This window comes from Pseudomonas sp. 43A (genome assembly GCF_013363935.1).
Classification (GTDB): Bacteria; Pseudomonadota; Gammaproteobacteria; order Pseudomonadales; family Pseudomonadaceae; genus Aquipseudomonas; species Aquipseudomonas crudilactis.
In genome coordinates this window covers 3348610-3373597 of the sequence record NZ_CP054880.1, presented here as the reverse complement: position 1 = coordinate 3373597, position 24988 = coordinate 3348610, and the positions used below count along the sequence as shown (strand labels likewise).

The following is a 24988-nucleotide window of genomic DNA, read 5'->3' as shown; positions in this document are numbered from 1 at the left end:
CACGACTCCACTGAGACAATTGCCATGATTGCTGCAGGTCGAAAAATAAGAATGGGCTTCGTCGGCGGTGGTGAAGGGGCCTTCATCGCCCAGGCGCACCGGCAAGCCGCCGGCCTCGATGGACGCTTCGAACTGGTCTGCGGTGCGTTCAGCCGCGACGCCCACAACAATCAACGCAGTGGTGCGGCGCTCGGGCTGCCTGCGCAACGCTGCTATGACACCTGGCAGAACATGCTGGCCGCCGAACACGCACTGCCGGCCGATCAGCGCATGGAACTGCTGGTGATCGTCACGCCCAATCATCTGCACGCCCCTATCGCCAGTGCAGCACTGATTGCGGGCTTCCATGTGTTCAGTGAAAAGCCTGCTGCGCTCAATCTGGCGCAAGTGCAGGACTTGGCCCGTGTGGTCAACAACAGCCAGCGGATCTACGCCCTGGCACATACCTACCTGGGGTATGCGATGGTCTGGCAGGCACGCGAGATGGTCGCCTGCGGTGAAATCGGGCGTCTGCGCAAAGTCCTCGTCGAATACCCGCAAGGCTGGCTCAGCAGCGATGTGGCTGGCCAAGGCAACAAACAGGCGGGCTGGCGCGACAATCCTGAACAATCCGGCATCGGTGGCTGCATCGGTGACATCGGCACGCACGCGTTCTCCCTCGCGGAGTTTGTCGCCGGTCAACCCATCCAGTTCATCAGCGCGATGCTCGGGTCACATTTGAGCAGTCGCCAACTGGATGACGACGCCTCGATGCTTTTCAAAATGGCCGACGGCGCCAGCGGCGTATTGATCGCCAGCCAAGTGTGCGCCGGCGAAGAGAACCCGCTGAAGATTCGTCTGTATGGCGACAAGGGCGGGCTGGAGTGGCGTCAGGAAGAGCCCGCCAGTCTGATCCATCGACCCTTGAATGAACCGATGCGCGTGCTGCGCTCGGGCCTTGGTCAACCTTGGCTGTGCGCAAACGCCACGCGGCGCATGCGCTTGCCCGCCGGACACCCGGAAGGCTACCTCGAGGCTATGGCCAATCTCTACGGTGACCTCGCGCAGGCCATTTTCAACGATGCGAGCGGTCCTGACGCACCGGGCGTTCCCGGCATAGCCACCGGGTTGCGTGGCATGGCCTTCATCGAGACCGCCATCGCCAATCATTGTGGCGAAGCCAAATGGACTGCAATACCTGACCTTGCCAATGGAGCAACCGCCAATGAACGTTAATCAACAACGCCCGAGCGGGATGCGCGGCCCCGGCATCTTTCTCGCCCAATTCATCACCGACGAAGCGCCTTTCGATACCTTGGCCAACATCGCGCAATGGGCCGCTTCCCAAGGCTACAAAGCCATTCAGTTGCCAACCCTCGGCACCCGCTTCATCGACCTTGAACGCGCCGCCGACAGTCAGGATTACTGCGACGAACTCATCGCCGTATGCGCCAAGGCCGGCGTGGTGATCAGCGAGCTGTCGACACACCTGCAAGGCCAACTGGTCGCGGTGCATCCGGCGTTCGACGCACTTTTCGACGACTTTGCCCCGGCAGCGCTGCGTGGCAATCCGCAAGCACGCACCGAATGGGCGATCAATCAGTTGAAACTGGCGGCGCGCGCCAGTCAGCGCTTGGGGCTGACGGCCCACGCGACCTTTTCCGGCGCCCTGCTCTGGCCATACGTCTACCCGTGGCCGCAACGTCCTGCCGGCCTTGTGGAACAGGGCTTTGCCGAATTGGCGAAACGCTGGTTGCCGATCCTCGAGTGCTTCGATGGGGCCGGAGTCGACCTCTGCTACGAGATCCACCCCGGTGAAGACTTGCACGATGGCGCCTCTTTCGAGCAATTCCTCGAAGCGGTGAATCATCATCCACGCGCGGCGATTCTGTATGACCCGAGCCATCTGTTGCTGCAGCAAATGGACTACCTGGGTTTCATCGATCGCTACCACGCGCGCATCCGCATGTTCCACGTCAAGGACGCGGAGTTTCACGCCAGCGCGCGATCCGGCGTCTACGGCGGCTATCAGGGTTGGGTTGATCGCCCGGGCCGGTTTCGTTCACTGGGCGATGGCCAGATCGACTTCAAGGCGATCTTCAGCAAACTGACTCAATACGACTTCAACGGATGGGCCGTGCTGGAGTGGGAATGCTGCCTGAAAGACGCGGCACAAGGCGCTGCCGAAGGGGCGGCCTTCATCGAACGACACATGATCACCCGAACCCTGAAGGCATTCGACGATTTCGCCGGTGTGAGCGCTGACGAGCTATCCAACCGGCGTCTGCTGGGCCTTGGCGAGCGCTGATGACAACGCTGTTACCGACATAAAAATAATACGGTGATTGAAATGAACGCAATGAATGCGCGACTCAGCGTCATGATGTTTCTGCAGTTTTTTATCTGGGGCGGCTGGTTCGTCACCCTCGGCACCTTTCTCACCACGACACTGGCAGCAAGCGGCGGCCAGGTGGGAATGGCGTTCTCCACGCAGTCGTGGGGGGCGATCATTGCGCCGTTTGTCGTTGGTCTGATTGCTGATCGTTTTTTCAATGCCGAACGCATCTTGGCGGTGTTGCACCTAGTGGGTGCGGTGCTGCTCTTTCAGCTTTATCGGGCAGCTGATTTCAGCGCGTTTTATCCCTATGTGCTGGCCTACATGCTGGTCTACATGCCAACCCTGGCCCTGGTCAACGCGGTAGCCTTCCGACAGATCAAAGACCCGGCCCGGGAGTTTTCCCGCATCCGCGTGTGGGGCACCGTTGGCTGGATCGTCGCCGGCATCGTGATCAGTTTCGGCTTTGCCTGGGACGCTCAACAGGCGATTGCTGCGGGCGGTTTGCGCAACACATTCCTGATGTCTGCCGTGGCTTCGCTGGTGTTGGGGCTCTACAGCTTCAGCCTGCCGAAAACCGCACCGTTGAAATCCACCGCCGATGCGCCTGGCATCAAACAGATGCTGGGGGCGGACGCGTTGGGTCTGCTCAAGGATCGCAGCTATCTGGTGTTCTTTCTCGCATCCATCCTGATTTGCATTCCTCTGGCGTTCTATTACCAGAATGCCAATCCGTTTCTGGCCGAAATCGGTGTCACCAATCCCACTGCGAAGATGGCCCTCGGTCAGGTCTCCGAAGTGCTGTTCATGCTTCTGCTACCCCTGTTCATCCAGCGTTTCGGAATCAAGATTGCCTTGCTGGTCGGCATGCTGGCCTGGGCCTTGCGCTATGTGTTGTTCGCCTACGGCAACAATGGTGACCAAGCGTTCATGCTGCTGATCGGTATTGCGCTGCATGGCGTGTGTTATGACTTTTTCTTCGTCTGTGGGCAGATCTACACCGATGCCAAAGCGCCCGAGCGCTTCCGCAGCTCGGCTCAGGGCCTGATCACCTTGGCCACTTACGGTGTGGGCATGCTGATCGGATTCTGGGTGGCGGGTCAGATCACTGACCACTTCACCGCGCAAAATGGCCACGACTGGAGAAGTATATGGCTGTTCCCGGCAGGATTTTCGGTGGGGGTTCTGCTGTGTTTCGCACTGGCGTTCAAAAGCCGTGGCGGCGAAAAGGAGGGGATGCCGTCGACCGTCTAGAAACGCCGTTCTGATAGGCGCAGCGGCAGAAAACAGAAAAAGCCTGCTTTTCAGGGCAGGCTTTTCGTTTGCAGCGCGCAGGCCTACTTCTGCTGCGCGGTCAGCGCCGAGTAGCTGTTCATCAGGTTGCGGTAGTTCGGGATGCGCTGCGACAGCAAGTTACCCAGCCCTTCAATGTCGTTGCGCCAGTCGCGGTGCAGCTCACACGCCACCGAGAACCAGTTCATCATCTGCGCACCAGCCTGAGTCATGCGGCTCCACGCGGCTTGTTGCACGGTGGTGTTGAAAGTGCCGGACGCATCGGTCACCACAAACACCTCAAACCCTTCCGCCAGCGCCGACAAGGTCGGGAACGCTACGCACACATCCGTTACTACACCGGCAATGATGATCTGCTTGCGGCCGGTGGCCTTGATTGCCTTCACAAAATCTTCGTTGTCCCACGCGTTGATCTGGCCTGGACGAGCGATGTACGGCGCGTCCGGGAACATCTCTTTCAATTCCGGCACCAGCGGGCCGTTCGGGCCTTGTTCGAAACTGGTGGTGAGGATGGTCGGCAGTTCGAAGAACTTGGCCAGATCGGCCAGGGCCAGCACGTTGTTCTTGAACTCGTTTGGCGAGAAGTCCTGCACCAGCGAAATCAGGCCGGTCTGGTGGTCGACCAGCAGCACGATGGCGTCGTCTTTGTTGAGGCGGTTGTAGGTTGGAGTGGTCATGGTCTGCTTCCCTTTTGAGTTTTTGAATTTGTTGTTGCGTTCAAGTTGGGTACAGATTACTGACGCACAGGGACGGGATAAATCGGTTGAAAAGCGTTTCACCGTCAACTCAAAAAGGACAATACCGATCAACCAGGCACTTCTGCACTGTCGGCGGACATCAGCAATGACGCGGTCATTTCAGCGTGGCATACCGCAAGTATTTCATCGGCCAGCGCTGAGTCATCCGGGCAGGCACGCGACAGAACAATAGCGCCCACCGCCCGTGCCAGCATGTCGATCATTTTCACTCGACCCTCACCAGATGCCGCGTCGGGCCCTGTCGGGTACTTGTCGCCAAGCGTCTGCAGCGTGCACTCGATCCCGTCGGCAAACGCCGTTTTCACTTCGTCAGACTGGCGCGCAGCGTCGCCGCACAACGCAGCCATGGTGCAGCCGCTGCCCCGCCCGTCCCGGTGTTCTTTCGAGACATAAGCGTCAATGAAGCCCTGAACATCGACCATTTCGGCACTGGCCAACGAGCGCGCAAGGCTGTTGGCCGAGGCTTCGGACATCAGGTCGGCCTTCGAGCCGAAGTGCTTGTAGAAACCGCCATGGGTGAATCCGGCCGCCGCCATCAGGTCCGCGACGCCAACACCGTCGAAACCGCGCTCACGAAACAACACCGAAGCGGTCTCGACGATGTGCTCGCGGTTTGCCTGCGCCTGGGCTTTGGTGACTCTCACGTGCAATACCTCCGCTGAAAAATCATGCGCAGATGATACATAGATGTCAGCCATAATCAAAACCATTGACAGTTTAGATTTCGATCATCATCCTAATTGCAGAATTATCGCTGCTCACTCACAGGCACGGATCAACCCCATGACCGATCAAAATCTGTTCACGCCGTACACGCTTGGCTCCCTGACGCTGGCGAATCGAATCGTTCTCGCGCCGCTGACCCGCAATCGGGCAGGTGAAGGCTTCGTGCCCAGTGAATTCGCAACCACCTATTACAGCCAGCGCGCGTCCGCCGGCCTGCTGATCTCCGAGGCCACACAGATCTCCCGACAGGGCCAGGGCTATCAGGACACCCCGGGGATTTACACGCAGGCGCAGATCGATGGCTGGCGCAAGGTGACCGCTGCCGTGCACGAAAAAGGCGCGAAGATCTTTCTGCAACTGTGGCATGTCGGCCGCGTTTCACACGTTGATCTTCAAGAAAACGGCGCCGCACCCGTAGCACCCTCGGCGCTGCGCCCGGCGACCAAAGTGTTCGTCAACAACCGCTTTGAAGACGTTTCTGCGCCGCGCGCGCTGGAGATCAGCGAACTTCCGGGGATCGTCAACGATTTCCGCCAGGCAGCGGTCAACGCTATCGCTGCCGGGTTTGATGGCGTGGAAATCCACGGTGCCAACGGCTATTTGCTCGATCAATTCATCAAGGACGGCGCCAACGTGCGCACCGATGCCTACGGCGGCTCGATTGAAAATCGTGCGCGCTTGTTGCTGGAAGTGACGGCCGCGGTCGTCGCCGAGATTGGCGCAGATCGCACCGGCATTCGCCTCTCGCCGGTGTCGCCGGCCAACGGGGTTTCGAGCAGCGACCCGCAAGGGCAATTCGATTACATCGTCGAGCAACTCGATGCGCTGGGCATCGTTTATCTGCACATGGTCGAAGGCGCAACGGGCGGGCCGCGCGATGTCGCACCGTTCGATTTCGCAGCTCTGCGCCAGCGTTTCAAAAACACCTACATCGCCAACAACGGCTACGACCTCGACCTGGCGAACACACGGATTGCCGAAGACCAGACCGATCTGATCGCCTTCGGTCGCCCGTTCATTGGCAATCCCGATCTGGTCGAGCGCCTGGCGGCCGGTGCGCCGTTGGCCGGATTCAACCCCGCTACCCTGTATGGCGGTGGCGCAGAAGGCTACATCGACTACCCGACCCTGGCTGAATGGAGCGCTGCTGCTCAGTAAGCCGCGCTTCAGCGCATTTACTGCCTCTCCTTAATCGATTTTTTTGAAAAGAGATGACCCTATGAACGCCCACCCTACTGTTCTTATCACTGGCGCCTCCACCGGTATTGGCGCGGTTTACGCCGAACGTTTCGCCCAACGCGGGCATGATCTGGTGCTGGTCGCCCGCGATCTTGAGCGCCTGGAAACACTCGCCGCGAAACTGCGCAGCGAGCACAGCGTCGCCGTCGATGTGCTTCAGGCCGACCTCACCCAACTCAGCGATCTGCACACCGTCGAAACGCGCCTGCGCGACGATGCGCGTATTGGCATCCTCGTCAATAACGCGGGCGCCGCGCAGTCCGGCAACTTCATCGAGCAGAGCACCGACAAAGTGGCCAATCTGGTCGCCCTCAACACCACGGCACTGGTGCGGCTCGCCAGTGCCATCGCTCCCCGTCTGGCGAAGGCCGGTGACGGCGCGATTATCAACATCGGCTCGGTGGTCGGTCTCGCTCCGGAGTTCGGCATGTCGGTGTACGGGGCCACCAAGGCGTTTGTCCTGTTCCTGTCTCAAGGCCTGAGCCTGGAACTGTCGCCGTTGGGCGTTTACGTGCAAGCCGTGCTGCCGGCCGCGACGCGTACCGAGATCTGGGATCGCGCGGGCATCGACATCAACACCTTGAGCGAGATCATGGAAGTCACCGATCTGGTCGATGCGGCGCTGGTCGGCTTTGATCGGCGCGAGCCGGTGACCATTCCGCCGCTGCATGAAGGTGAGCGCTGGGATGCCTTGCAGACCGCGCGGCAGGGCCTGCTGGCACAGATCCGCCAGTCGGCAGTCGCGCAGCGCTATCTGGCGTGAGTGCAATGAAGCAGATGCCTTTCGTCAACGCCGCCAACCAATCGATTTTGGTTGGCGGCACGGCGTTCGCCTATCGAGACCTCGGCCCGAAAACGGCTGTGCCGCTGATCCTGCTCAATCATTGGGGCGCGGTACTGGACGACTTCGACCCGCAAATCGTCGATGGTCTGGCGCGAACCCGGCGCGTGATCGCCATTGACTATCGCGGTGTCGGTGGCTCAGGCGGCACCGCGCCCCTGACCGTCGCGCAGATGGCCGACGACGTCATCAGCCTGATCGGCGCGCTGGAATTCAGCAGCGTCGATCTGCTGGGTTTTTCCCTCGGCGGATTCGTTGCTCAGGACATCGCGCTCAAAGATCCCGCCTTGGTGCGGCGGCTGATTCTGACCGGCACCGGACCTGCTGGCGGAGTCGGTATCGCCAAGGTCGGTGCGGTTTCCTGGCCACTGATGTTCAAGGGTTTGCTGACCCTGCGCGATCCCAAGTTCCACTTGTTTTTCACCACAACCGCCAACGGACGGCGGGCCGCGACAGACTTTCTGCAACGTTTGAAAGAACGCCGCAAAGATCGCGACAAGCGCCCGACACCCAGCGCTTTTCTGCGGCAGTTGAAAGCCATCAAGGCATGGGGAAAACAGCTGCCGCAGAACCTTGGCGGCCTGCAAATCCCGACGCTGGTGGTCAACGGTGACAGCGACATCATGGTGCCCACGGTCAACTCGATTGATCTGGCGAACCGTATTCCCCACGCGCAACTGATCATTTATGAAGACGCCGGACATGGCGCGATTTTCCAGAACTACGCTGACTTTGTCAGCAAGGCGCAGGCGTTTCTCGACAGCTGAGCCAATCTGCTCAGGCAACCCTGCCCTCCCCCAGAACCGTGAGAGCCGCTCCCACCATGAAAGCTTATTTTATCGATCGCTACGGCAAGCAGAACGGGCGTCTGGGCGATGTCTCCGAGACTGTACCCGGCGCCCATGACGTGCTGATTGAAGTCCATGCGGCCAGCGTCAACGTACTCGATTCGAAGATTCGCAGCGGCGAATTCAAACTGATTCTGCCGTACTCATTCCCCTTGGTGCTGGGCAACGATTGTGCCGGCGTGGTGATTGAGGTTGGCGCAGCGGTCAAGGGTTTCAGGCCCGGCGATGCGGTGTATGCGCGCGTGCCCGAACAACGAATCGGCACATTCGCCGAGCGAATCGCCGTCGAGCAAAACGCCGTGGCATTGAAACCCGCCAACCTCAGCATGGAACAAGCCGCCGGCATTCCCTTGGTTGCCCTGACAGCCTGGCAAGCGCTGGTCGACATCGCCCGTTTGCAAAAGGGGCAGAAGGTCTTGATTCACGCCGGTTCCGGCGGTGTCGGAACCATCGCCATTCAACTGGCCAAGCACCTCGGCGCTGTTGTCGCGACCACCACCAGCACCGCGAATGTCGAGTGGGTTAAAGCGTTGGGCGCAGACGTGGTGATTGATTACAAACAGCAGCACTTTGAGCGCGAATTGCGCGACTACGACGTGGTGCTCAACAGCCTCGGCACCGACGTGCTGGAAAACTCGCTCAAAGTAATCAAGCCGGGCGGTCAGCTGATTTCCATATCAGGCCCGCCAACTGCCGAGTTCGCCAAGGCGCAAGGCCTGGCGTGGCCGCTGCGGCAAGTCATGCGCTTGTTGAGCCTGAGCATTCGGCGCAAGGCGCGCAAGCAGGATGTTCGTTACAGCTTCCTGTTCATGCGGGCCAACGGTGCACAACTGCAAGAAATCACCACGCTGATTGAAGCCGGCGAAATAAGTCCTGTGCTTGACCGCACCTTCGCCTTCGAGTCGACCGGCGAAGCACTGAACTACGTTGAGCAAGGTCGCGCAAAAGGCAAAGTGATCGTTCGGATCAAATAATCCTTATGTGTTCAACGGCGATTGCGGCGTATCCGGATTGAGTTGCCGGCGGCGAAACTGTCCCGGCGGCTGACCGTGAATCTGCCGAAAGCGTCGCGAGAAATACGCCTCGTCAGCAAAGCCGCACAACCGTGCGACCTCGCCCACCGAGCGCGTGCTGTTGAGCAGGAAATTGCGTGCCGCGTGCATCCTGCGTTCGAGCACCAGTTCGGTGAAGGTCTTGCCGATCTCCTTGCGCAACCAGTGCGTCAGATAGGTCGGCGACAGGTACGTCGCCGCAGCCACCTTGATCAGATTGAGATCGGGATCGGCAATGTTCTTGCGCAAGTATTCGAACATGCGGCCCAGCGCATCCCGGCGGCTGACCTCCGCCGCATTCTCCTCGGCCAGACGCTTGAGTGGCTCGGCATAAAGGAAACACACGCTGCCAATCAGTTGCAGCAGCAAGCCTTTGAGCATCTCGCGCGTACCAAACTGACGGTTCTCGTCCAGCGTGCGCATCTGCTCGATCAAGGCACAGACCTTGGCGAAATCCTCATCCCCGAGAATGAAATCCAGATGTTCCTGAAAACGGAATGGCGATAACTCCGGCGCCAGCAGGATCGACACCTCCTCCAGGTCCATCGGGTCGCACTGCAAATGCGGCAACAGAAAGGTCTGGGAAAAATTGATCACCATGAAATTGCTGTCCGCTGGATGCGGGATTACGTGCACTCGGTGCGGCAGGATGAATGCCAGGGTATTGCGCGGAAACGGACGCTCGACGTTGCCGATGTGTTGCACGGTGTCGCCACCGAGGTTGATCTGAATCTGGAAATACTCGTGCCGATGGGGACTGGTCTCGGCGCGCCGGCCCTTTTTGTCGCGAATGTAGAAGTCGGTCAATTCGCTGCGCTGCTGCATGACATAGGTGGGAATACGACTGAGTGACGACATCTGCGCAGAATCCTCGACAGGTATTTGCAGTGAACTGACGACCGTCATCTTGCAGACATGTACGCAGTGCACGCAAGCAGTCATACGACGACCTGCCTCTCCAAGGATTTTTCATCTTCGATATGGCGTTTAGCCTGTCCAAAACCATAGAAAACAAATTGCATATTTTTATTTATTAAATTCAATTACATATGGCATATATCTCAAATTTCTATTAAGAAATTAACGATTTTATTTCTTGGACAGGTTTAGTAGCGCCGCATCCATAGAAAAAAAACGTTCTAACCCCTCCATTGCTTTACCAATGTTGTACGACCACTGTGAGCCGACGCAGCCAACCTCTTCCAAAAACAATCACAGGTGTGCACGTCATGATTCTGCTATTCCCCCTCGCCACCCCTCCCGACATTGTCCCGATCACGCCGACTGGAAGACGTTTCTGAACGTCTGACGCTGGCTGTTCGCACCGTTCGTTCAAGTATCGATTGGCATGCCCCGACCATCGTGGGCAACGCCTTCGGCTGGGCGAAAACATCTCGACTCTTCTAACAATAACGAGGTCTCTACATGTCGAATTCACACGCTTCCCAAGCCACCGTGCCACCGGTGATAGACGGCGCCCGGGACGCCGTCGTGCCGCAACGTCTGCCCTCGCGGCGACGCTGGTTCATGCTCTCGTTGCTGCTGATTGCGACGATCATCAACTACATCGACCGGGTCAATATCTCGATTGCCGCACCGTTCATGGCCAAGGATCTTGGCTTGGACAAGATCGAGATGGGCCTGATTTTTTCGGCATTTGCCTGGACTTACGCCTTGGCCCTGGTGCCGGCCGGGTTCATCGCCGACCGCTTCGGTTCGCGCTTCACTTACGGGGTTTCCCTGATCAGTTGGTCGACGGTAACCGTGTGCCAGGGCTTTGCCACAGGCTTCGCGTCATTGTTCGGTTTGCGTCTGGCGGTCGGTGCGATGGAAGCACCGGCGTTTCCGGCCAACAGCCGTGCGGTGACGGTGTGGTTCCCGGCGCGGGAACGCGGTCTGGCCAGCAGTATTTATGTCTGCGGGCAATACCTGGGAACGGCGCTGTTTACCGGTGCCCTGCTCTGGCTGGCGACCACCTTCGACTGGCGTCATGTGTTCTACAGCACCGGCGTACTCGGCATCGTCTTCGGGGTGTTGTGGCTGTACCTGTATCGCGACCCGCTGAACTGCAAGAAAGTCAGCAAAGAAGAACTGAAGTACATCGAAGCCGGCGGCGGCCTGGTCAAAAGCAGTCAGGAACGTACGCGTTTCAACTGGCGGCAAATCGCCGAGTTGTTCAGCTACCGGCAAATCTGGGCGATTTGCATCGGCAAGTTCGCCAGCACCTCGGCGCTGTACTTCTTCCTGACCTGGTTCCCCACCTACCTGATCGAAGAACGCAAGCTGACCATGATCAAGGCCGGGATCTTCGCCGTGTTGCCATTTGTAGGCGCGACGGTCGGCATCCTTCTCGCGGGCATCGTGTCGGACTTGTTGATCCGCCGTGGTTACTCGATGTCGTTCGCCCGCAAGTTGCCGCTGGTGATCGGCTCGATGCTGGGCATGTCCATCGTGCTGGTGAATTTCACCGACTCGAACACGATCTGCATTGCCGTGCTGACCATTGCGTTCTTCGCCCAAGGCATCGCGTCGTCTTCGTGGGCGGCGGTATCGGAAGTTGCGCCCAAGGAGCTGATCGGTTTGACCGGCGGGATCACCAGCCTCGCCGCCAACATTGGCGGCATCGTCACGCCGATCGTGATTGGCGCGATTGTGCATGCCACCGGTTCATTCGCCTGGGCCTTCTGGTTCATTGGCGGCGTGGCGCTGATTGGCACCCTCTCCTACTCGCTGCTGCTCGGCCGCTTGTACCGCATCGAATTGAAGGTGCGCTAAAGCCAACAGCACCGTTTTCTCCAACTGGAGGCGGCTTTCGTCCAACTTCACCAACGACTGCCGCCGTACGCTGAAGCTACCAACAGGACTATTACCAGGATGAACATGACTGAATACGTCTTCACGCCGGATCTGCCCGTGACCTTGCCCGTAGTCGGCAGTAAGCAGCGCTTTCCCGTTGGCCGGGTATTTTGTGTCGGGCGCAACTACCCGTGGCCAGATGCTGTCGGCCAGTCGCGCCAGCCACCGGTGTTTTTCATGAAACCGGCCAGCAATGTCGTCGACGCCATTGGTGAGGTGGCATTCCCTTCGCTGACCGATGATTTCGCCCACGAAATCGAACTGGTGGTGGCCATCGGTGAAGGTGGCGCGAATATCCCCGAAAGCGAGGCGCTGGCTTATGTCTGGGGTTACGCCGCCGGCCTCGACCTGACCCGCCGTGATGTTCAGCGCGCCGCCAAGAGCAATGGTTTGCCGTGGGAAGGCGCCAAGGTGTTTGACGGCGCCGCGCCGATGACCGCCATCGTGCCAGTGACCCGCGCTGGCCATCCCGAAGGCGAATTATGGTTGAACGTCAACGGCGAGGAGCGTCAGCGCGACAGCCTCGACAGCCAGATCTGGTCGGTGGCTGAAGTGATCAGCCGGATCTCCCGGTCAGTCGCGCTCAGGGCCGGCGACCTGATCATGACCGGCAGCCCGGCCGGCGTCGACGGCCTGCAACCGGGCGATGTGATCAACGCCGGAATCGACGGTATCGGCCAACTGGAAATGCGCGTCGGCCCGCGAGCCTGAACGCCGCAGTAATTTGAAGACAGGAGAACAACAAGATGTCCATCACTCAACCTTTGAAAGTCGCGCTGGTCACCGGCGCCGGGAGCGGCATTGGCCGCTCTGTGGCGCTTGGCCTGATGGCCGACGGTTACACCGTGGTGCTTGCCGGGCGCCGGCCGGAACCGTTGCAAGCGCTGGTCGAACTGGCGGCGAGCGAGGGCCACGCAGCCTTGGCCGTGCCGACCGATGTGCGCGACCCGGCGAGTGTCGATGCGCTGTTCGCAACCATTGCCGAGGTCTACGGACGGCTGGATGTGGTCTTCAACAATGCCGGAGTCAATGCCCCGGCCGTGCCGCTTGATGAGCTGACGTTCGAACAGTGGCGCAACGTGATCGACACCAACCTCAACGGGGTTTTCCTGTGTGCCCGTGGCGCCTTCGGACTGATGGGCCGTCAACAGCCTCAGGGCGGACGCATCATCAATAACGGTTCGATTTCGGCACACACCCCGCGCCCGTTCAGCAGCGCCTACACCGCCAGCAAACATGCGGTGCTGGGCCTGACCAAATCGCTGGCGCTGGACGGTCGCGAATTCAACATCGCCTGCAGCCAGATCGACATCGGCAACGCCCTCACCGAAATGTCGGTGCGCATGACCAAGGGTGTTCGCCAGGCCAACGGCAGCATCGCCGTCGAGCCGATGGTCGACGTCAAGCATGTCGCTGATGCCGTGCGCTACATCGCCGGCCTGCCGCTGTCGGCCAACGTTCTGAACATGACCGTCATGGCCACCGCCATGCCGTTTGCCGGTCGCGGTTGAACCGGCCTTTTTATTCGGTAAGAGAGGTTTACATGAAGCCAGAAGTCTTGCAGTTGAGCCCGATCCTGATTCCTGAAATCAACACGCGTCTCGATGAACTGTTTACGGTCCGACGCTATTTCCAGCAGGCGGACAAACAGGCGTATTTGCAGGAACACGGCGCGAATATTCGCGGAGTGATCACCGGTGGCCATACCGGCATCACCCAAGCCGTCATGGCGCAACTGCCGAAACTTGAAGTGGTGGCGATCAACGGCGTCGGCACCGATGCGGTTGACCTGGCTTACGCTCGGGATCGCGGCATCCGCGTAACGGCGACCATTGGCGCGCTGACCGAAGACGTCGCCGACCTTGCCATCGGTTTGCTGATTTCCGTGTGTCGCGGGCTGTGCACCAGCGATCGTTACGTACGCTCCGGCCAATGGCCGCAAAGTCCGACGCCGCTGGCGCCACTGCCCCTCGCGCGTCAGGTGTCCGGCATGCGTATCGGCATCGTCGGCATGGGCCGGGTTGGCCGCGCGGTGGCCAGTCGTGCGGTGGCCTTCGGCTGCCCGATCAGTTACACCGACCTGCAACCGATGAGCGATGTCCCGCACACTTTCGTCGCCGACCTCAAGCAATTGGCCCGCGACAGCGATGCGCTGATTCTTGCCGCCGCTGCCGACAAGGCCGAAGCCATCATCGATGCTTCCGTGCTACAGGCCTTGGGCAAGGACGGTTATCTGATCAACGTGGCACGGGGCAAACTGGTCAACGAGGTTGATTTGCTGGCGGCGCTGAATGCCGGCGAGATCGCCGGTGCAGGGCTGGATGTGTTTGTCGATGAACCGAATGTGCCAGAAGCCCTGTTCGGTAATGAGCAAGTGGTGCTGCAACCGCACCGCGCCAGCGCCACCTTGCAGACGCGCACGCGAATGGGAGAAATGGTGGTGGCGAGCTTGCTGGACAGCTTTGCCGGGAAAACGCCGCAAGGTTGTGTCACTGGCTAAGTGGCGGGTGCCGAAACAGCTGCCCTCACCCTAGCCCTCTCCCCCAGGAGAGGGAACCGATTGGGGGATATTGGCGATGGACGCCGACGTGCAATAGCGGCTGTGAATCCAATGCCGCCAGGCATTACCGATGAATCCGTAGTGGATGAACGCCAACGTGCAATAGCGCCTGTGAATCCACTACCGTCAGGCATTACCGATGAAATCCATAATCGACGCGTTGTTTCAGGTCGATGTATAACGCCAGACACCTCGGTCGGCTCCCTCTCCCTCTGGGAGAGGGCTGGGGTGAGGGGCCGCTTTGCTCCGGCTTATAACGTGTAGGAAATCCCCACCTGCACCGTTCGCGGCGCACCCGGATAGGCGTAGACATTGCCGAACGCGCCCTCTTCATAATCCCGATCAAACAGATTCTTCACGTCAAGATTGAGCCGCACTTTCTCGTTGACCTTATAGAAGCCGAGCAAATCGACGACGGTGTAGCTGTCCATCGAGAACGCAGTATTGGCGGTTTGCCCCGCGCGTTCGTCGACGTATTTGAGTCCGGTGCCCAGGCCCAGACCTTTGAGCGCTCCGTCCTGAAACTCATAGACATTGAGCAGGCTGAAGCTGTTCTGCGGAATGTTCATCAGCCGCGTGCCCGAGCGGATCACGTTGTCCTTGGTCACTTCGGCATCCACGTAGGCGTAGCCGCCGATGACGCGCCATTCGGGTGTCAGGTTGCCGGCGACGTTCAGGTCGAAACCACGGCTGCGCACTTCCCCGGCCGCCACACTGAAGGTCGAGTCCACCGGGTCGGTGGTCAGCACGTTGCGTTTTTCGATCTGATAGATCGCCGCGTCGACGCTCAACTGATGATCCAGCGCTTCCCACTTGATGCCCATTTCGTAAGACTTGCCTTTCTCCGGTGCAAAGCCTCCGCCCACGCGGCTCGCCCCGGTGTTGGGCTTGAAAGAGCGGGCGGTGTCGGCGTAGACCGCCAGCGTGTCGGTCAGGTCGTAGGTCACGCCGAGGCGCGGGGTCACCGCGTTGTCGCTGGCCTGCCAGTTTTTGCCGCCCGGCACGTAGGTTTCATAGTCGTGCTCGAATCGCTCGAACCGCGCCCCAGCCAGTACCTTCAGACGCTCGGTCAACGCCACCTGATCCTGCACGAACGCGGCATAGGTCTTGAGGTTTTCCTTGTCGTGGGTCGGCGTGCGGGTCAATGCCGGACGCGGCTGGCCGTAAACCGGATCGAAGATGTCGATCGGGTAGGCGCCGACCGCGCCGCTGGAGCGCTGAATGATCGACTTGTAGTCGTAATCTTCATACTCGATACCGGTCAGCAAGGTGTGCTGCAAACCACCGGTGGCGAAGTGGCCGGTCAGATTGAGCTGGGTGTCCTTGTCGGTCCACTCCAGTTTGCGGTAGTTGAAGTTGCGCCCCAGGGTTCGACCGTCAGCGGCAATGCCGTTGGCTTCGATGGCATTGCCTTCAAGCGAGCCGTCGAGCCACTGGAAGCCACCGCCCAGCGTCCAGTCATCATTGAGCAGATGTTCGAAACGAAGCTGCGCCATGTTGTTGTCGTTGTGCAACTTGCCGGCGTCTTTTTCGCCGAAAAACGTGTCACGCGAGGCGGTGCCGATCTGCTTGGCGTAACGCGTCACGCCGCGATCCAGCGGATGATTGTTGCGCATGAAATCGCCTTCGAAGATCACCCGGGTGGCATCACTGGCCTGCCAGGTCAGCACCGGCGTCACGCCGTAGCGCTCGGTCTCGACGTGATCGCGAAAGGTATCACCGCCCTCGCCCACCACGTTCAGTCGATAGGCCAGACGCCCTTCCTCGTCCAGTGGGCCGGAGGCGTCCAGCGTGCCGCGCTTCATGCCTTGATCATTCAACTGACTACCGAGGGTCACCGTGCGCTCGGCCAACGGCTGCTTGGAAACCACATTGAAGGTGCCGCCGGGATCGCCACGGCCGTAGAGCATTGTCGCCGGCCCGCGCAGCACTTCCAGACGCTCGATGGTGTTGGCGTCGGGCATGTTCGGGTAGCCGCGATTGATCGGGAAACCGTTGCGGTAGAACTCGCCGGTGGTGAAGCCACGCACGGTGAATGTGGTCAGCCCCTGCCCGCCGAAATTGTTTGCCCGGCCTACGCCGCCGGCATAGTCCAGTGCATCTTGCAGACGCGTGGCGCCGAGGTCTTCGACAGCATCTTTAGTCACCACGCTGATCGATTGCGGGGTTTCATGGATCGAGGTGTCGGTACGGGTGGCACTGGCAGAACGCGTCGCGCGATAGCCCTGCACCGGGCCGTCGGCTCGTTCGTAATCCGCTGTACCGACCACATCGGTTGCGTCCAGCTCAAGCGCTGAGGTGGTTGAATCGGCCTGTTCGGCCCACGAGGAAGAAGACAACGCCTGCAGCACGCAAATGGAAAGCAGAGTACGACGCATGAAATGAAAACCTTGTGAATAGGCCAGAACGAAGGGTGAAACCGCCAGAACAGCGGCGCGGATGGTATACCAGAGGTCGTGTAATTGAAACTTATTCTTATTTGTCATATTGGTCAGGATTCGTGAGCCGGACTCATGACTCCATCCCGTCAACGAGCATTATCAGAGGCGGTTCAATGGCCTAGGCTCGTAGGCGATATGGCCTGCAACGCTGGTGCTGAGGCGCCCGGCGCTGGCCGTCAGCCCGCCTGAAGAGGAAATCAGCGATGAAATTCGACACACCGGCCGGCACTAATCCGATCGATCAATTGAACGTCATCGGCCAGCCCGCCGACCGCATCGATGGCAAGTTGAAAACCACCGGGACCGCGCCCTACGCGTACGAACAACATGCCGCAGTGCCCAACCCCGCCTATGGCTATGTGGTCGGCGCCGGGATCGGCAAGGGACGAATTGCCTCGATCGACTCGACGCAGGCGAGCAACAGTTCCGGGGTGATTGCCATCGTCACCTACGAGAATGCCGGGCCTTTGGCCAAGGGCGAGTTTTATGTCGCGCGCGCCTTGGCCGGCCCGCAGGTGGACCACTATCACCAGGCTGTCGCGATTGTCGTCGCGCAGACATTTGAAGAGGCCCGCAGCGCCGCCAACCTGCTGGAAATCACCTATGTCGCCGAACCCGGCGCGTTCGATCTGGCTGCCGCCAAGGATTCGGCTACTCCGCCCCCACCCGCCGGCTTCGGCCCACCGCCGCAGACGCAGACCGGAGATTTCGAAGGTGCCTTCAGCGCCGCGCCGGTCCAGATCGACCAGCACTACAGCACGCCGGATCAGGCGCACGCGATGATGGAACCCCACGCCACCATCGCCCAGTGGAACGGCAATTCGCTGACGTTGTGGACGTCGATCCAGCAGATCAACTGGGGCGTGCGCGATCTGGCCAGGACACTCGGCATAAACAAAGAAGATATTCGTTTGATATCGCCCTACATCGGCGGCGGTTTCGGTGGCAAAGGTACGATCCTGTGTGACGCGGTGCTGGCGGCGCTGGCGGCGCGACACGCCGGGCGTCCGGTGAAAGTCGCGCTGCCACGTCCGCTGATGTTCAACAATTTGACCCATCGCCCCGCGACGCTCCAACGCATTCGCCTCGGTGCCAGCCGCGAAGGTTTAATCACTGCCATCGGCCATGAGAGTTGGTCAGGCAACCTGCCCGGGGGCCGGGCCGAAGCCGCGACGGCCTCGACACGTTTGCTCTACGCTGGCGCCAACCGCATGACCCGCTTGAATCTTGCCGTGCTGGACCTGGCCGAAGGCTCGGCCATGCGCGCGCCGGGGGAAGCACCGGGCATGATGGCGCTGGAAATTGCCATGGATGAACTGGCGGAAAAACTCGGCATCGACCCACTGCAGTTGCGCTTGCTCAACGACACACAGGTCGACCCCGAACAGCCATCACGCCCGTTCTCCACACGGCAACTCGTCGCGTGTTTACAAACCGGTGCCGAGCAATTCGGCTGGCACCAGCGCAACGCAAGCGCCGGCCAACGCCTGGAGAATGGCTGGCTGATCGGCATCGGTCTGGCGTCCGCCATACGTGGCGCGCCAACCACCGCATCGGCGGCCCGTGTGCGCCTTGATCGGCACGGCACAATCACCGTCGAAACCGACATGACGGATATCGGCACCGGCAGCTACACGATCATTGCGCAGACCGCCGCCGAGATGATGGGTGTGGAACTGGACCGGGTCGAAGTGCACCTTGGCGACTCGCGCTTTCCGGAGTCGTCGGGATCGGGTGGGCAATGGGGTGCGGCTTCGTCTACCGCCGGGGTCTATGCCGCTTGCGTCAAGTTGCGCGAAGCCGCTGCCCGTGCGGTCGGACTTGATCCGCAAACGGCCGAATTTGCCCACGGCGAGGTGCACGATGGCACGCGACATGTTCCTTTGGCTCAGGCGGCGGCCGCAGGGGATCTCGTTGGCGAAGACCGCATGGAATTCGGCGATCTGGCCCAGCGCTTTGCCCAGCAGACCTTTGGCGCACATTTCGCCGAAGTCGCGGTCAACGCGGCGACCGGCGAGATTCGCCTGCGTCGCCAATTGGCGGTCTGCGCAGCAGGGCGGATTCTCAATCCGAAGACCGCGCGCAGCCAGATCATCGGCGGCATGACCATGGGCGCCGGGGCCGCACTGATGGAAGAACTGCAGGTCGACAAGCGCCGTGGTTTTTTCGTCAACCATGACCTCGCCGGTTACGAAGTGCCGGTGCACGCCGACATTCCCCATCAGCAGGTGATTTTTCTCGATGAGGTCGACCCCTACGCCACGCCGCTCAAGGCCAAAGGTGTCGGCGAGTTGGGCATCAGTGGCGCCGCAGCGGCCATCGCCAATGCGATTTACAACGCCACCGGGGTGCGCGTGCGCGATTATCCGATCACGCTGGACAAACTTATCGCGCACTTGCCGGAGCAGATCTGACGCCCTGTTCAGTCAGCCCGGCGCGCGCTGGCTGAACACTTCCTTGAACACCGGCACGGCGGAAAACGCATTCGGCCATCCGGCATAGAACGCCAGTTGGGTAATCATTTCCGCCGCTTCGGTCTGGCTCAAACCGTTGTCCATCGCCCGACCCAGGTGATACCCGACCTGGCCGGTCTGCCCGTTGGCCACCAACGAACTGACCGTGATCAGGCTACGATCACGGGGCGCCAGACCTGGCCGCAACCACAGATCGCGGAACAGCGCTTTGGTGGTGAACTCGACCAGCCCCGGCGCCACTGATCCCACCGCCGCATTCACGCGCTCCACGCGGTCAGCTTCGCGAGCCTGGTCCAGCGGCAGCAATGACGGCGCAACCGGTGCCAGTTTCTCAGCATCGATGTTGCGCGCGGAGAACACCTCGCCGGCGATAGGCAGAGCTGCTGACGCATTGCCCCAACCGGAATAAAACGCCAGGTGATTGAGCGTTTCGGACAGCTCAAGCGGCGTGACACCGTTGTCCAGCGCAAGGTTGAATTGCCCGGCCATCTCGGCGGTTTGCCCGCGTGCGATCAACACCGCAATCGTCACCAGACTGCGGTCACGCGGTGACAATCCCGGGCGTTTCCATACTTCGCCAAACAACATTGCATCGGTGTTATGAGCCAGTGCCGGGGACACGGCAGCCGCGGCATCGGAAGTTATTGCGGGTGAACGTTTCATGGAGGTCGAACCTTTTTCAGTTGAAGCACAGGCTGTCAGCATCAGTGCGATGGCCGTCAACAGAAGTCGGCTGGAGTGGGTCACGCTACGAACCGGGAGTGCTGCCATCGTTAAGCTCCTGCTGACGGGATAATCAGCCGCTACGGTAAACCGACGAGGATCTTGCGACTATCTGCGCTCAGCGTCATGAAGTCATGAACACCGTTCATCAATCCGCCTCCCCGATAGAAAGCGAATGGTGCCAAAAACTGGCACTGCCCCGTTATAGAGTCGGTGTCATGTCCACTCTCGGAAGGCGAACCCAACATGTCAGCAGGCTATAAACGTATTCAGTATTCGCGCTACGGCGGCCCGGACGTGATGCGCGTTGAAGCATTCCCGCTGCCGGCACCCGGCAAGGATGAAGTGCTCGTGCAGGTCAGATTTGCAGCGATCAACCCCATTGACTGGAAGTTGCGTCAGGGCCGGATGAAGCTGATCACCGGCAGAACATTTCCGCGCGCGATGGGTATGGATTTCTCTGGCGTGGTTCTTGCGGTTGGGGCGAGTGTCAGACGCTTCCAGGTCGGCGACGCGGTTTTCGGGCTATCCCGCTTCAAAGAAAGTGGCGCATTGGGCGAAGCCGTCGTGACCAGGGAGGACTTTCTGGCGAGCAAACCGGATACTCTTTCCTTCGCCGATGCGGCGTGCCTCGGCACACCGGGCATTACCGCGTGGAACGGGTTGATCGACAAGGCCAGACTGCAAGCCGGTCAGCAGGTTTTCATCAATGGTTGCGCGGGGGCAGTCGGCGAAGCGGCGGTGCAGATCGCCCTGATGTCGGGGGCCACGGTATCGGGCAGTTGCAGCGCGTCGGACGTTGCCCGGGCACAGGCGCTGGGGGTATCGACCGTCTACGACTACCGGTTAACGGACCTGAAGAGGCTGCCGGCGCGCTTCGATGTGGTGTATGACACGGCCGCGACGATGACGGTCTCGACCGGTATCGGATTGCTGCGTCCGGGCGGCTGTTTGCTTGATCTCAATCCGGGGCCGGGTAAATTCCTGCGTGGCTTGATTGATCGGCGACTGAAACTGGTCATTGGCACACCGCGACACGAAATCCTCGAAACACTGGCCAGTGCCGCCAGTGAGGCACGCTTGAAAATTCGGCTAGGAGAAGTGGTGCCGCTGGACGGCGCCATACAACTGATCCGCGAGCTCGAACAGGGCCGCAAACTCGGCGGCAAAGGTGTCGTCGCCATGGAGCGTTAATGGCCAGAAGTCATCGTCTGTTTGAGCTGATGCAAGCGCTGCGGCGTCATCGTCGTACGGTGTCCGGCAAAGCCTTGGCGGCTGAATTGGGCGTGTCGTTGCGCACGATTCGCCGCGACATCGTCACGCTGCAAGGCATGGGGGCCGAGATCGACGGCGAGCCGGGCCTTGGGTATGTGCTCAAGCCCGGTTTTGTCCTGCCGCCGCTATCGTTCAGCGCCGAGGAAATACAAGCCTTGGTCATCGGCGCGCAATGGGTCAGCCGGCAGACCGACAGCCAACTCGCGGGCGCCGTCAACAATGCCCTGGCGAAAATCAGTGCCGTGCTGCCCGCGCAGATGCGGCCGATCTTCGAAGACGAAACCTTTTACGTGGCCAAGCCGCAAAAGCCCGGCACAACCATCGACCTCAGCGAGATTCGTCGGGCGCTGCGCGAGCAGAACAAGCTGCGCATCGCGCTAGCGCTCGAACATGCGGAGGCCGCCGAACACATCATCTGGCCGATCATGTTGGGTTTTATCGAGGGCCAGCGCTGCATCGCAGCGTGGTGCGAAGGCGACAGCCGGTTTCGCGTGATCGATATGGCTGACCTTGCGACGGTGCAGGTGCTCGTCGAACACTACGCGCCTGACCGCCGGCGCTTGATCAAACAATGGCGTGCCGAGGATGTGCGGCCCTGCAACAGTCAGGGCGAGGTGTGTTGAGCCATGTAACCTGGGCCACAACGGCCCCGCCGCTCACACCGCCAGCAGTTGTCGGGTCATCGCCATCGAGGTCTGCAGCGACTGCCCGGTACGCTGTAATTTGTTCAGCAAACTCGCGCCCAACCACAGCTGATACAGGGTTTCCGCCAGATGCCGGGCATCGCCCTTGGGCAGGCTGTTCTCGGCCTGGCCCTGCTCGATGCACAGGCTGATGCGCGCCACCACTTGCTCGGCACCATCACGCAGGGTGAGGCGCATTGACTCCGACAAGTCGGCGACTTCGGCGCTGAGCTTGACCACCAGACACTCATCGCCATGCCCTTCGAGGGTGCAGCGGTTCTGCCAGCCCTGCCAGTAATCCATCAGCCGCTCATAGGCGCTCAGCCCTGGCAGCGTCAGGCGCCGCTCCATGTCGGCGAGGTAGCCGACGAAGTAATCCGCCAGCAACGCCTGACCGTACAACTCTTTGGATTTGAAGTAGTGATAGAACGAACCCTTGGGCACGCCGGCGGTTTGCAGGATTTCGTTGAGGCCGACACTGGTGAAGCCCTTCTCGGCCATCATCCGGTGGCCGGTGTCGAGCAAATGTTGGCGGGTGTCGTCGTAGGTCGGTTTCATCGGGCGCACATTACCAGGCAATAGACCAGTCGTATATTTGGAGGAACGGAAGTTTGCCATACCTGTCGATGAAAAACCGCAGGATAAAAAATTACTAGACGACTGGTCTAATTGGAATCTATGCTGCGCCCCGACAAACGTTTTCTGACCGGTGTGGCCGATGGGCGAATCCTTCGCTCAATCGAAGACACCTGATCGACTCAAGGTGCTCTATGAAAATCCTGATGGTTTTGACTTCCCACGATCAACTCGGCGACACCGGCAAGAAAACCGGCTTCTGGCTGGAAGAGTTCGCCGCGCCCTACTACGCCTTCAAGGATGCCGGTGCCGACGTCACGCTGGTTTCGCCGGCTGGTGGCCTGCCGCCGCTGGACCCGAAAAGCGATGAGCCCGATGCCCAGACCGCCGAGACTGATCGCTTCCGCAAAGACTCCGCCGCGCAACAGGCACTGGCCAATACCGGGCGCTTGGCCGACGTCAGCGCCGATGATTTCGATGCCGTGTTTTACCCGGGCGGCCACGGCCCACTGTGGGACCTGGCCGAAGACAAGCAATCGATCGCGTTGATCGAAGCGTTTGACCGCGCCAACAAGCCCCACGGTTTTGTCTGCCATGCGCCGGGTGTATTGCGTCACGCCCTCACCGCTGACGGCAAACCGCTGGTCCAGCATCGCCAGGTCACCGGTTTCGCCAATGCCGAAGAAGAGGCCGTTGGCCTGACGGACGTGGTGCCGTTCCTGATTGAGGACGAGTTCCAGCGTCTCGGCGGCCATTATTCGAAAGTGGCTGACTGGCAGGTTCATGTGGTCGCCGACGGGCAGCTGGTCACCGGCCAGAACCCTGCCAGCTCTGCCGCTGTCGCGAAAAAACTGCTGGAGATGCTGGGCTAAAACCTCGCTTCCAACCTTCCTAACGCCGGGTGTGTGTTACCCGGCGTTATTTTTTCACCTGATAAATAGTCGACTGGTCTAATAAACCCAAGACAAGGTAATCCATGAATAGCAGCCCGTTCTTCACCCCGGCCAAACTCGGTCATCACACCCTGAAAAACCGCATCGTTCTGCCGCCCCTCACCCGCCAGCGCAGCACCCAACCGGGCAACATCGCCAATGAGTTGATGGCCGAGTATTACCAACAGCGCGCCGGCGCCGGTTTGCTGGTCACCGAAGGCACGCAGATCGAACCCCGAGGTCAGGGCTATGCGTGGACGCCAGGGATTCATACGCCTGAGCAAATCGCTGGCTGGCGCAAAGTCACCGAGGCCGTACATGCCGTGGACGGGGTGATTTTCGCCCAGTTGTGGCACGTTGGCCGTGTCTCGCACACCGCGCTGCAACCCGACGGCGCAGCGCCGGTTTCGGCCTCCGCCGTGGCCACCGAGCGGGTCAGCGTGTTTATCGAAACCGCGCCTGGCGCCGGAGAACTGGTCACCCCGTCGGCACCGCGCGCACTGAGCACCGATGAAGTTCAGGAGTTGGTTCAGCTGTACATTCAGGCGGCGCGCAACGCCATGGACGCGGGTTTTGATGGTATCGAATTGCACTGCGCCAACGGTTATCTGGTCAACCAGTTCATCTCGGCTCACAGCAACCTGCGCGACGATCAGTACGGCGGTTCGCTGCACAATCGCCTGCGCTTTTTGAAGGAAGTGGTGGCTGGCGTCGCCGAGTGCATCGGCAAGGAAAAAGTCGGCGTGCGTTTTGCCCCGTTGTTCACCACCACCGATGAAGCGCGCACCTACCTGGGTATGGTCGAGGAAGATCCGCACGCCACTTACATCGAAGCGATCAAAATCCTGCAAGACGTCGGCATTGCTTATCTGTCCATCGCCGAAGCCGATTGGGACAACGCCCCGGCGATGCCACAAACGTTCCGTCAGGCGGTGCGCGAGACCTTCAGCGGCGCGATCATTTATGCCGGGCGCTACACCGCCGAATCCGGCGCGCAACTGCTCGATTCCGGGCTGGCAGACTTCGTCGCTTTCGGCCGCCCGTTCATGGCCAACCCCGATCTGCCGGCGCGAATTGCCAATGACTGGCCGTTGAATGCGTTGAATCCGGCGACGGTGTATGGCGGTAACGCCGAGGGCTATGTGGATTACCCCGTTTATCCCGGCTAAGCCTTTCAAGACACAGTAAACGCTCCCGCAACAGCGGGAACGTTCATCCGAGTCGGAGTGCAAACCCTTGTGGGAGCGAGCCTGCTCGCGAAAGCGGCGGGTCAGTCATTCACAATGTTGAATGTGACGACGCCTTCGCGAGCAGGCTCGCTCCCACAGGGGGGGATGTGAATATTCACCGCACAAAAACCTATACACAGACTACAATCTGTACAACTATCTGGACTA

At 60.2% G+C, this 24988-nt stretch carries 22 protein-coding genes; 16 read left to right on the top strand and 6 right to left on the bottom strand.

The features are described 5' to 3' along the window. Positions 1-24 precede the first annotated feature (24 nt). Genes HUW52_RS14695 through HUW52_RS14685 form a run of 3 tightly spaced genes read left to right on the top strand, consistent with a single transcriptional unit; the run spans position 25 to position 3568 of the window. Complete coding sequence (locus HUW52_RS14695; protein WP_175554049.1) at positions 25-1215, top strand: Gfo/Idh/MocA family protein; 1191 nt, start codon at positions 25-27, stop codon at positions 1213-1215. Next, on the top strand, positions 1205-2287 hold the full coding sequence (locus HUW52_RS14690) for a sugar phosphate isomerase/epimerase (protein WP_175554048.1): 1083 nt from the start codon (positions 1205-1207) through the stop codon (positions 2285-2287). The genes HUW52_RS14695 and HUW52_RS14690 overlap by 11 nt, the downstream gene beginning before the upstream one ends. Before the next feature lie 42 nt (positions 2288-2329). After that, positions 2330-3568, top strand: coding sequence for a nucleoside permease (locus HUW52_RS14685; protein ID WP_175554047.1), 1239 nt, complete (start codon positions 2330-2332; stop codon positions 3566-3568). 83 nt (positions 3569-3651) lie between these two features. Here the strand turns inward: HUW52_RS14685 and ycaC are convergent, their stop codons facing one another. Both ycaC and HUW52_RS14675 read right to left on the bottom strand, forming a co-directional pair. Further along, positions 3652-4284 carry an isochorismate family cysteine hydrolase YcaC gene (gene ycaC / locus HUW52_RS14680; protein ID WP_007915995.1) on the bottom strand — a complete coding sequence of 211 codons (633 nt, stop codon included), beginning with the start codon at positions 4282-4284 and terminating at the stop codon, positions 3652-3654. Positions 4285-4412: 128 nt separating this feature from the next. After that, positions 4413-5009, bottom strand: a complete 597-nt coding sequence (locus HUW52_RS14675; protein WP_175554046.1) for a TetR family transcriptional regulator — start codon at positions 5007-5009, stop codon at positions 4413-4415. A 139-nt stretch (positions 5010-5148) separates the two neighbouring features. Between HUW52_RS14675 and HUW52_RS14670 the strand changes: the two genes are divergently transcribed. The 4 genes from HUW52_RS14670 (at position 5149) to HUW52_RS14655 (ending at position 8993) form a co-directional block, all read left to right on the top strand. Then, on the top strand, positions 5149-6249 hold the full coding sequence (locus tag HUW52_RS14670) for an alkene reductase (RefSeq protein ID WP_175554045.1): 1101 nt from the start codon (positions 5149-5151) through the stop codon (positions 6247-6249). A gap of 61 nt (positions 6250-6310) precedes the next feature. Next, positions 6311-7093 carry an SDR family oxidoreductase gene (locus tag HUW52_RS14665; protein WP_016987758.1) on the top strand — a complete coding sequence of 261 codons (783 nt, stop codon included), beginning with the start codon at positions 6311-6313 and terminating at the stop codon, positions 7091-7093. 5 nt (positions 7094-7098) lie between these two features. Continuing rightward, entirely contained in the window at positions 7099-7938 is an 840-nt protein-coding gene (locus HUW52_RS14660; RefSeq protein WP_175554044.1) for an alpha/beta fold hydrolase, read from the top strand. 56 nt (positions 7939-7994) lie between these two features. Then, entirely contained in the window at positions 7995-8993 is a 999-nt protein-coding gene (locus tag HUW52_RS14655; protein WP_175554043.1) for an NADP-dependent oxidoreductase, read from the top strand. A 3-nt stretch (positions 8994-8996) separates the two neighbouring features. Here HUW52_RS14655 and HUW52_RS14650 read toward each other — a convergent pair whose 3' ends face one another. Then, on the bottom strand, positions 8997-9929 hold the full coding sequence (locus HUW52_RS14650) for an AraC family transcriptional regulator (protein ID WP_095111883.1): 933 nt from the start codon (positions 9927-9929) through the stop codon (positions 8997-8999). A gap of 567 nt (positions 9930-10496) precedes the next feature. Between HUW52_RS14650 and HUW52_RS14645 the strand changes: the two genes are divergently transcribed. From HUW52_RS14645 to HUW52_RS14630, 4 genes are all read left to right on the top strand, one after another. Further along, a complete protein-coding gene (locus HUW52_RS14645; protein ID WP_160057503.1) occupies positions 10497-11846 on the top strand; it encodes an MFS transporter in 1350 nt (449 codons plus the stop codon). Between the two features lie 99 nt (positions 11847-11945). Continuing rightward, positions 11946-12638, top strand: coding sequence for a fumarylacetoacetate hydrolase family protein (locus tag HUW52_RS14640; RefSeq protein WP_016987753.1), 693 nt, complete (start codon positions 11946-11948; stop codon positions 12636-12638). 41 nt (positions 12639-12679) lie between these two features. Continuing rightward, entirely contained in the window at positions 12680-13438 is a 759-nt protein-coding gene (locus HUW52_RS14635; protein WP_175555682.1) for an SDR family oxidoreductase, read from the top strand. 32 nt (positions 13439-13470) lie between these two features. Then, on the top strand, positions 13471-14427 hold the full coding sequence (locus tag HUW52_RS14630; RefSeq protein ID WP_175554042.1) for a 2-hydroxyacid dehydrogenase: 957 nt from the start codon (positions 13471-13473) through the stop codon (positions 14425-14427). Positions 14428-14738: 311 nt separating this feature from the next. Here the strand turns inward: HUW52_RS14630 and HUW52_RS14625 are convergent, their stop codons facing one another. Further along, complete coding sequence (locus tag HUW52_RS14625; RefSeq protein WP_026000808.1) at positions 14739-16865, bottom strand: TonB-dependent siderophore receptor; 2127 nt, start codon at positions 16863-16865, stop codon at positions 14739-14741. 266 nt (positions 16866-17131) lie between these two features. Here HUW52_RS14625 and paoC point away from each other — a divergent pair, with 266 nt between their 5' ends. After that, on the top strand, positions 17132-19342 hold the full coding sequence (gene paoC / locus HUW52_RS14620) for an aldehyde oxidoreductase molybdenum-binding subunit PaoC (RefSeq protein WP_175554041.1): 2211 nt from the start codon (positions 17132-17134) through the stop codon (positions 19340-19342). A gap of 12 nt (positions 19343-19354) precedes the next feature. Here paoC and HUW52_RS14615 read toward each other — a convergent pair whose 3' ends face one another. Further along, entirely contained in the window at positions 19355-20065 is a 711-nt protein-coding gene (locus tag HUW52_RS14615) for a carboxymuconolactone decarboxylase family protein (protein ID WP_256668430.1), read from the bottom strand. 306 nt (positions 20066-20371) lie between these two features. Here HUW52_RS14615 and HUW52_RS14610 point away from each other — a divergent pair, with 306 nt between their 5' ends. Beyond that, entirely contained in the window at positions 20372-21319 is a 948-nt protein-coding gene (locus HUW52_RS14610; protein WP_016987747.1) for an NAD(P)-dependent alcohol dehydrogenase, read from the top strand. Further along, on the top strand, positions 21319-22023 hold the full coding sequence (locus HUW52_RS14605) for a YafY family protein (RefSeq protein ID WP_016987746.1): 705 nt from the start codon (positions 21319-21321) through the stop codon (positions 22021-22023). The genes HUW52_RS14610 and HUW52_RS14605 overlap by 1 nt, the downstream gene beginning before the upstream one ends. A gap of 33 nt (positions 22024-22056) precedes the next feature. On the opposite strand, the gene HUW52_RS14600 is transcribed toward HUW52_RS14605, so the two are convergent. Next, the gene (locus tag HUW52_RS14600; protein WP_016987745.1) at positions 22057-22641 is read right to left on the bottom strand and encodes a TetR/AcrR family transcriptional regulator; all 585 of its coding nucleotides are present in this window, start codon (positions 22639-22641) and stop codon (positions 22057-22059) included. A 212-nt stretch (positions 22642-22853) separates the two neighbouring features. On the opposite strand from HUW52_RS14600, the gene HUW52_RS14595 reads away from it, so the two are divergent. Further along, positions 22854-23531 carry a type 1 glutamine amidotransferase domain-containing protein gene (locus HUW52_RS14595; RefSeq protein WP_175554039.1) on the top strand — a complete coding sequence of 226 codons (678 nt, stop codon included), beginning with the start codon at positions 22854-22856 and terminating at the stop codon, positions 23529-23531. 104 nt (positions 23532-23635) lie between these two features. After that, a complete protein-coding gene (locus HUW52_RS14590; protein ID WP_175554038.1) occupies positions 23636-24760 on the top strand; it encodes an alkene reductase in 1125 nt (374 codons plus the stop codon). Positions 24761-24988: the final 228 nt, after the last annotated feature.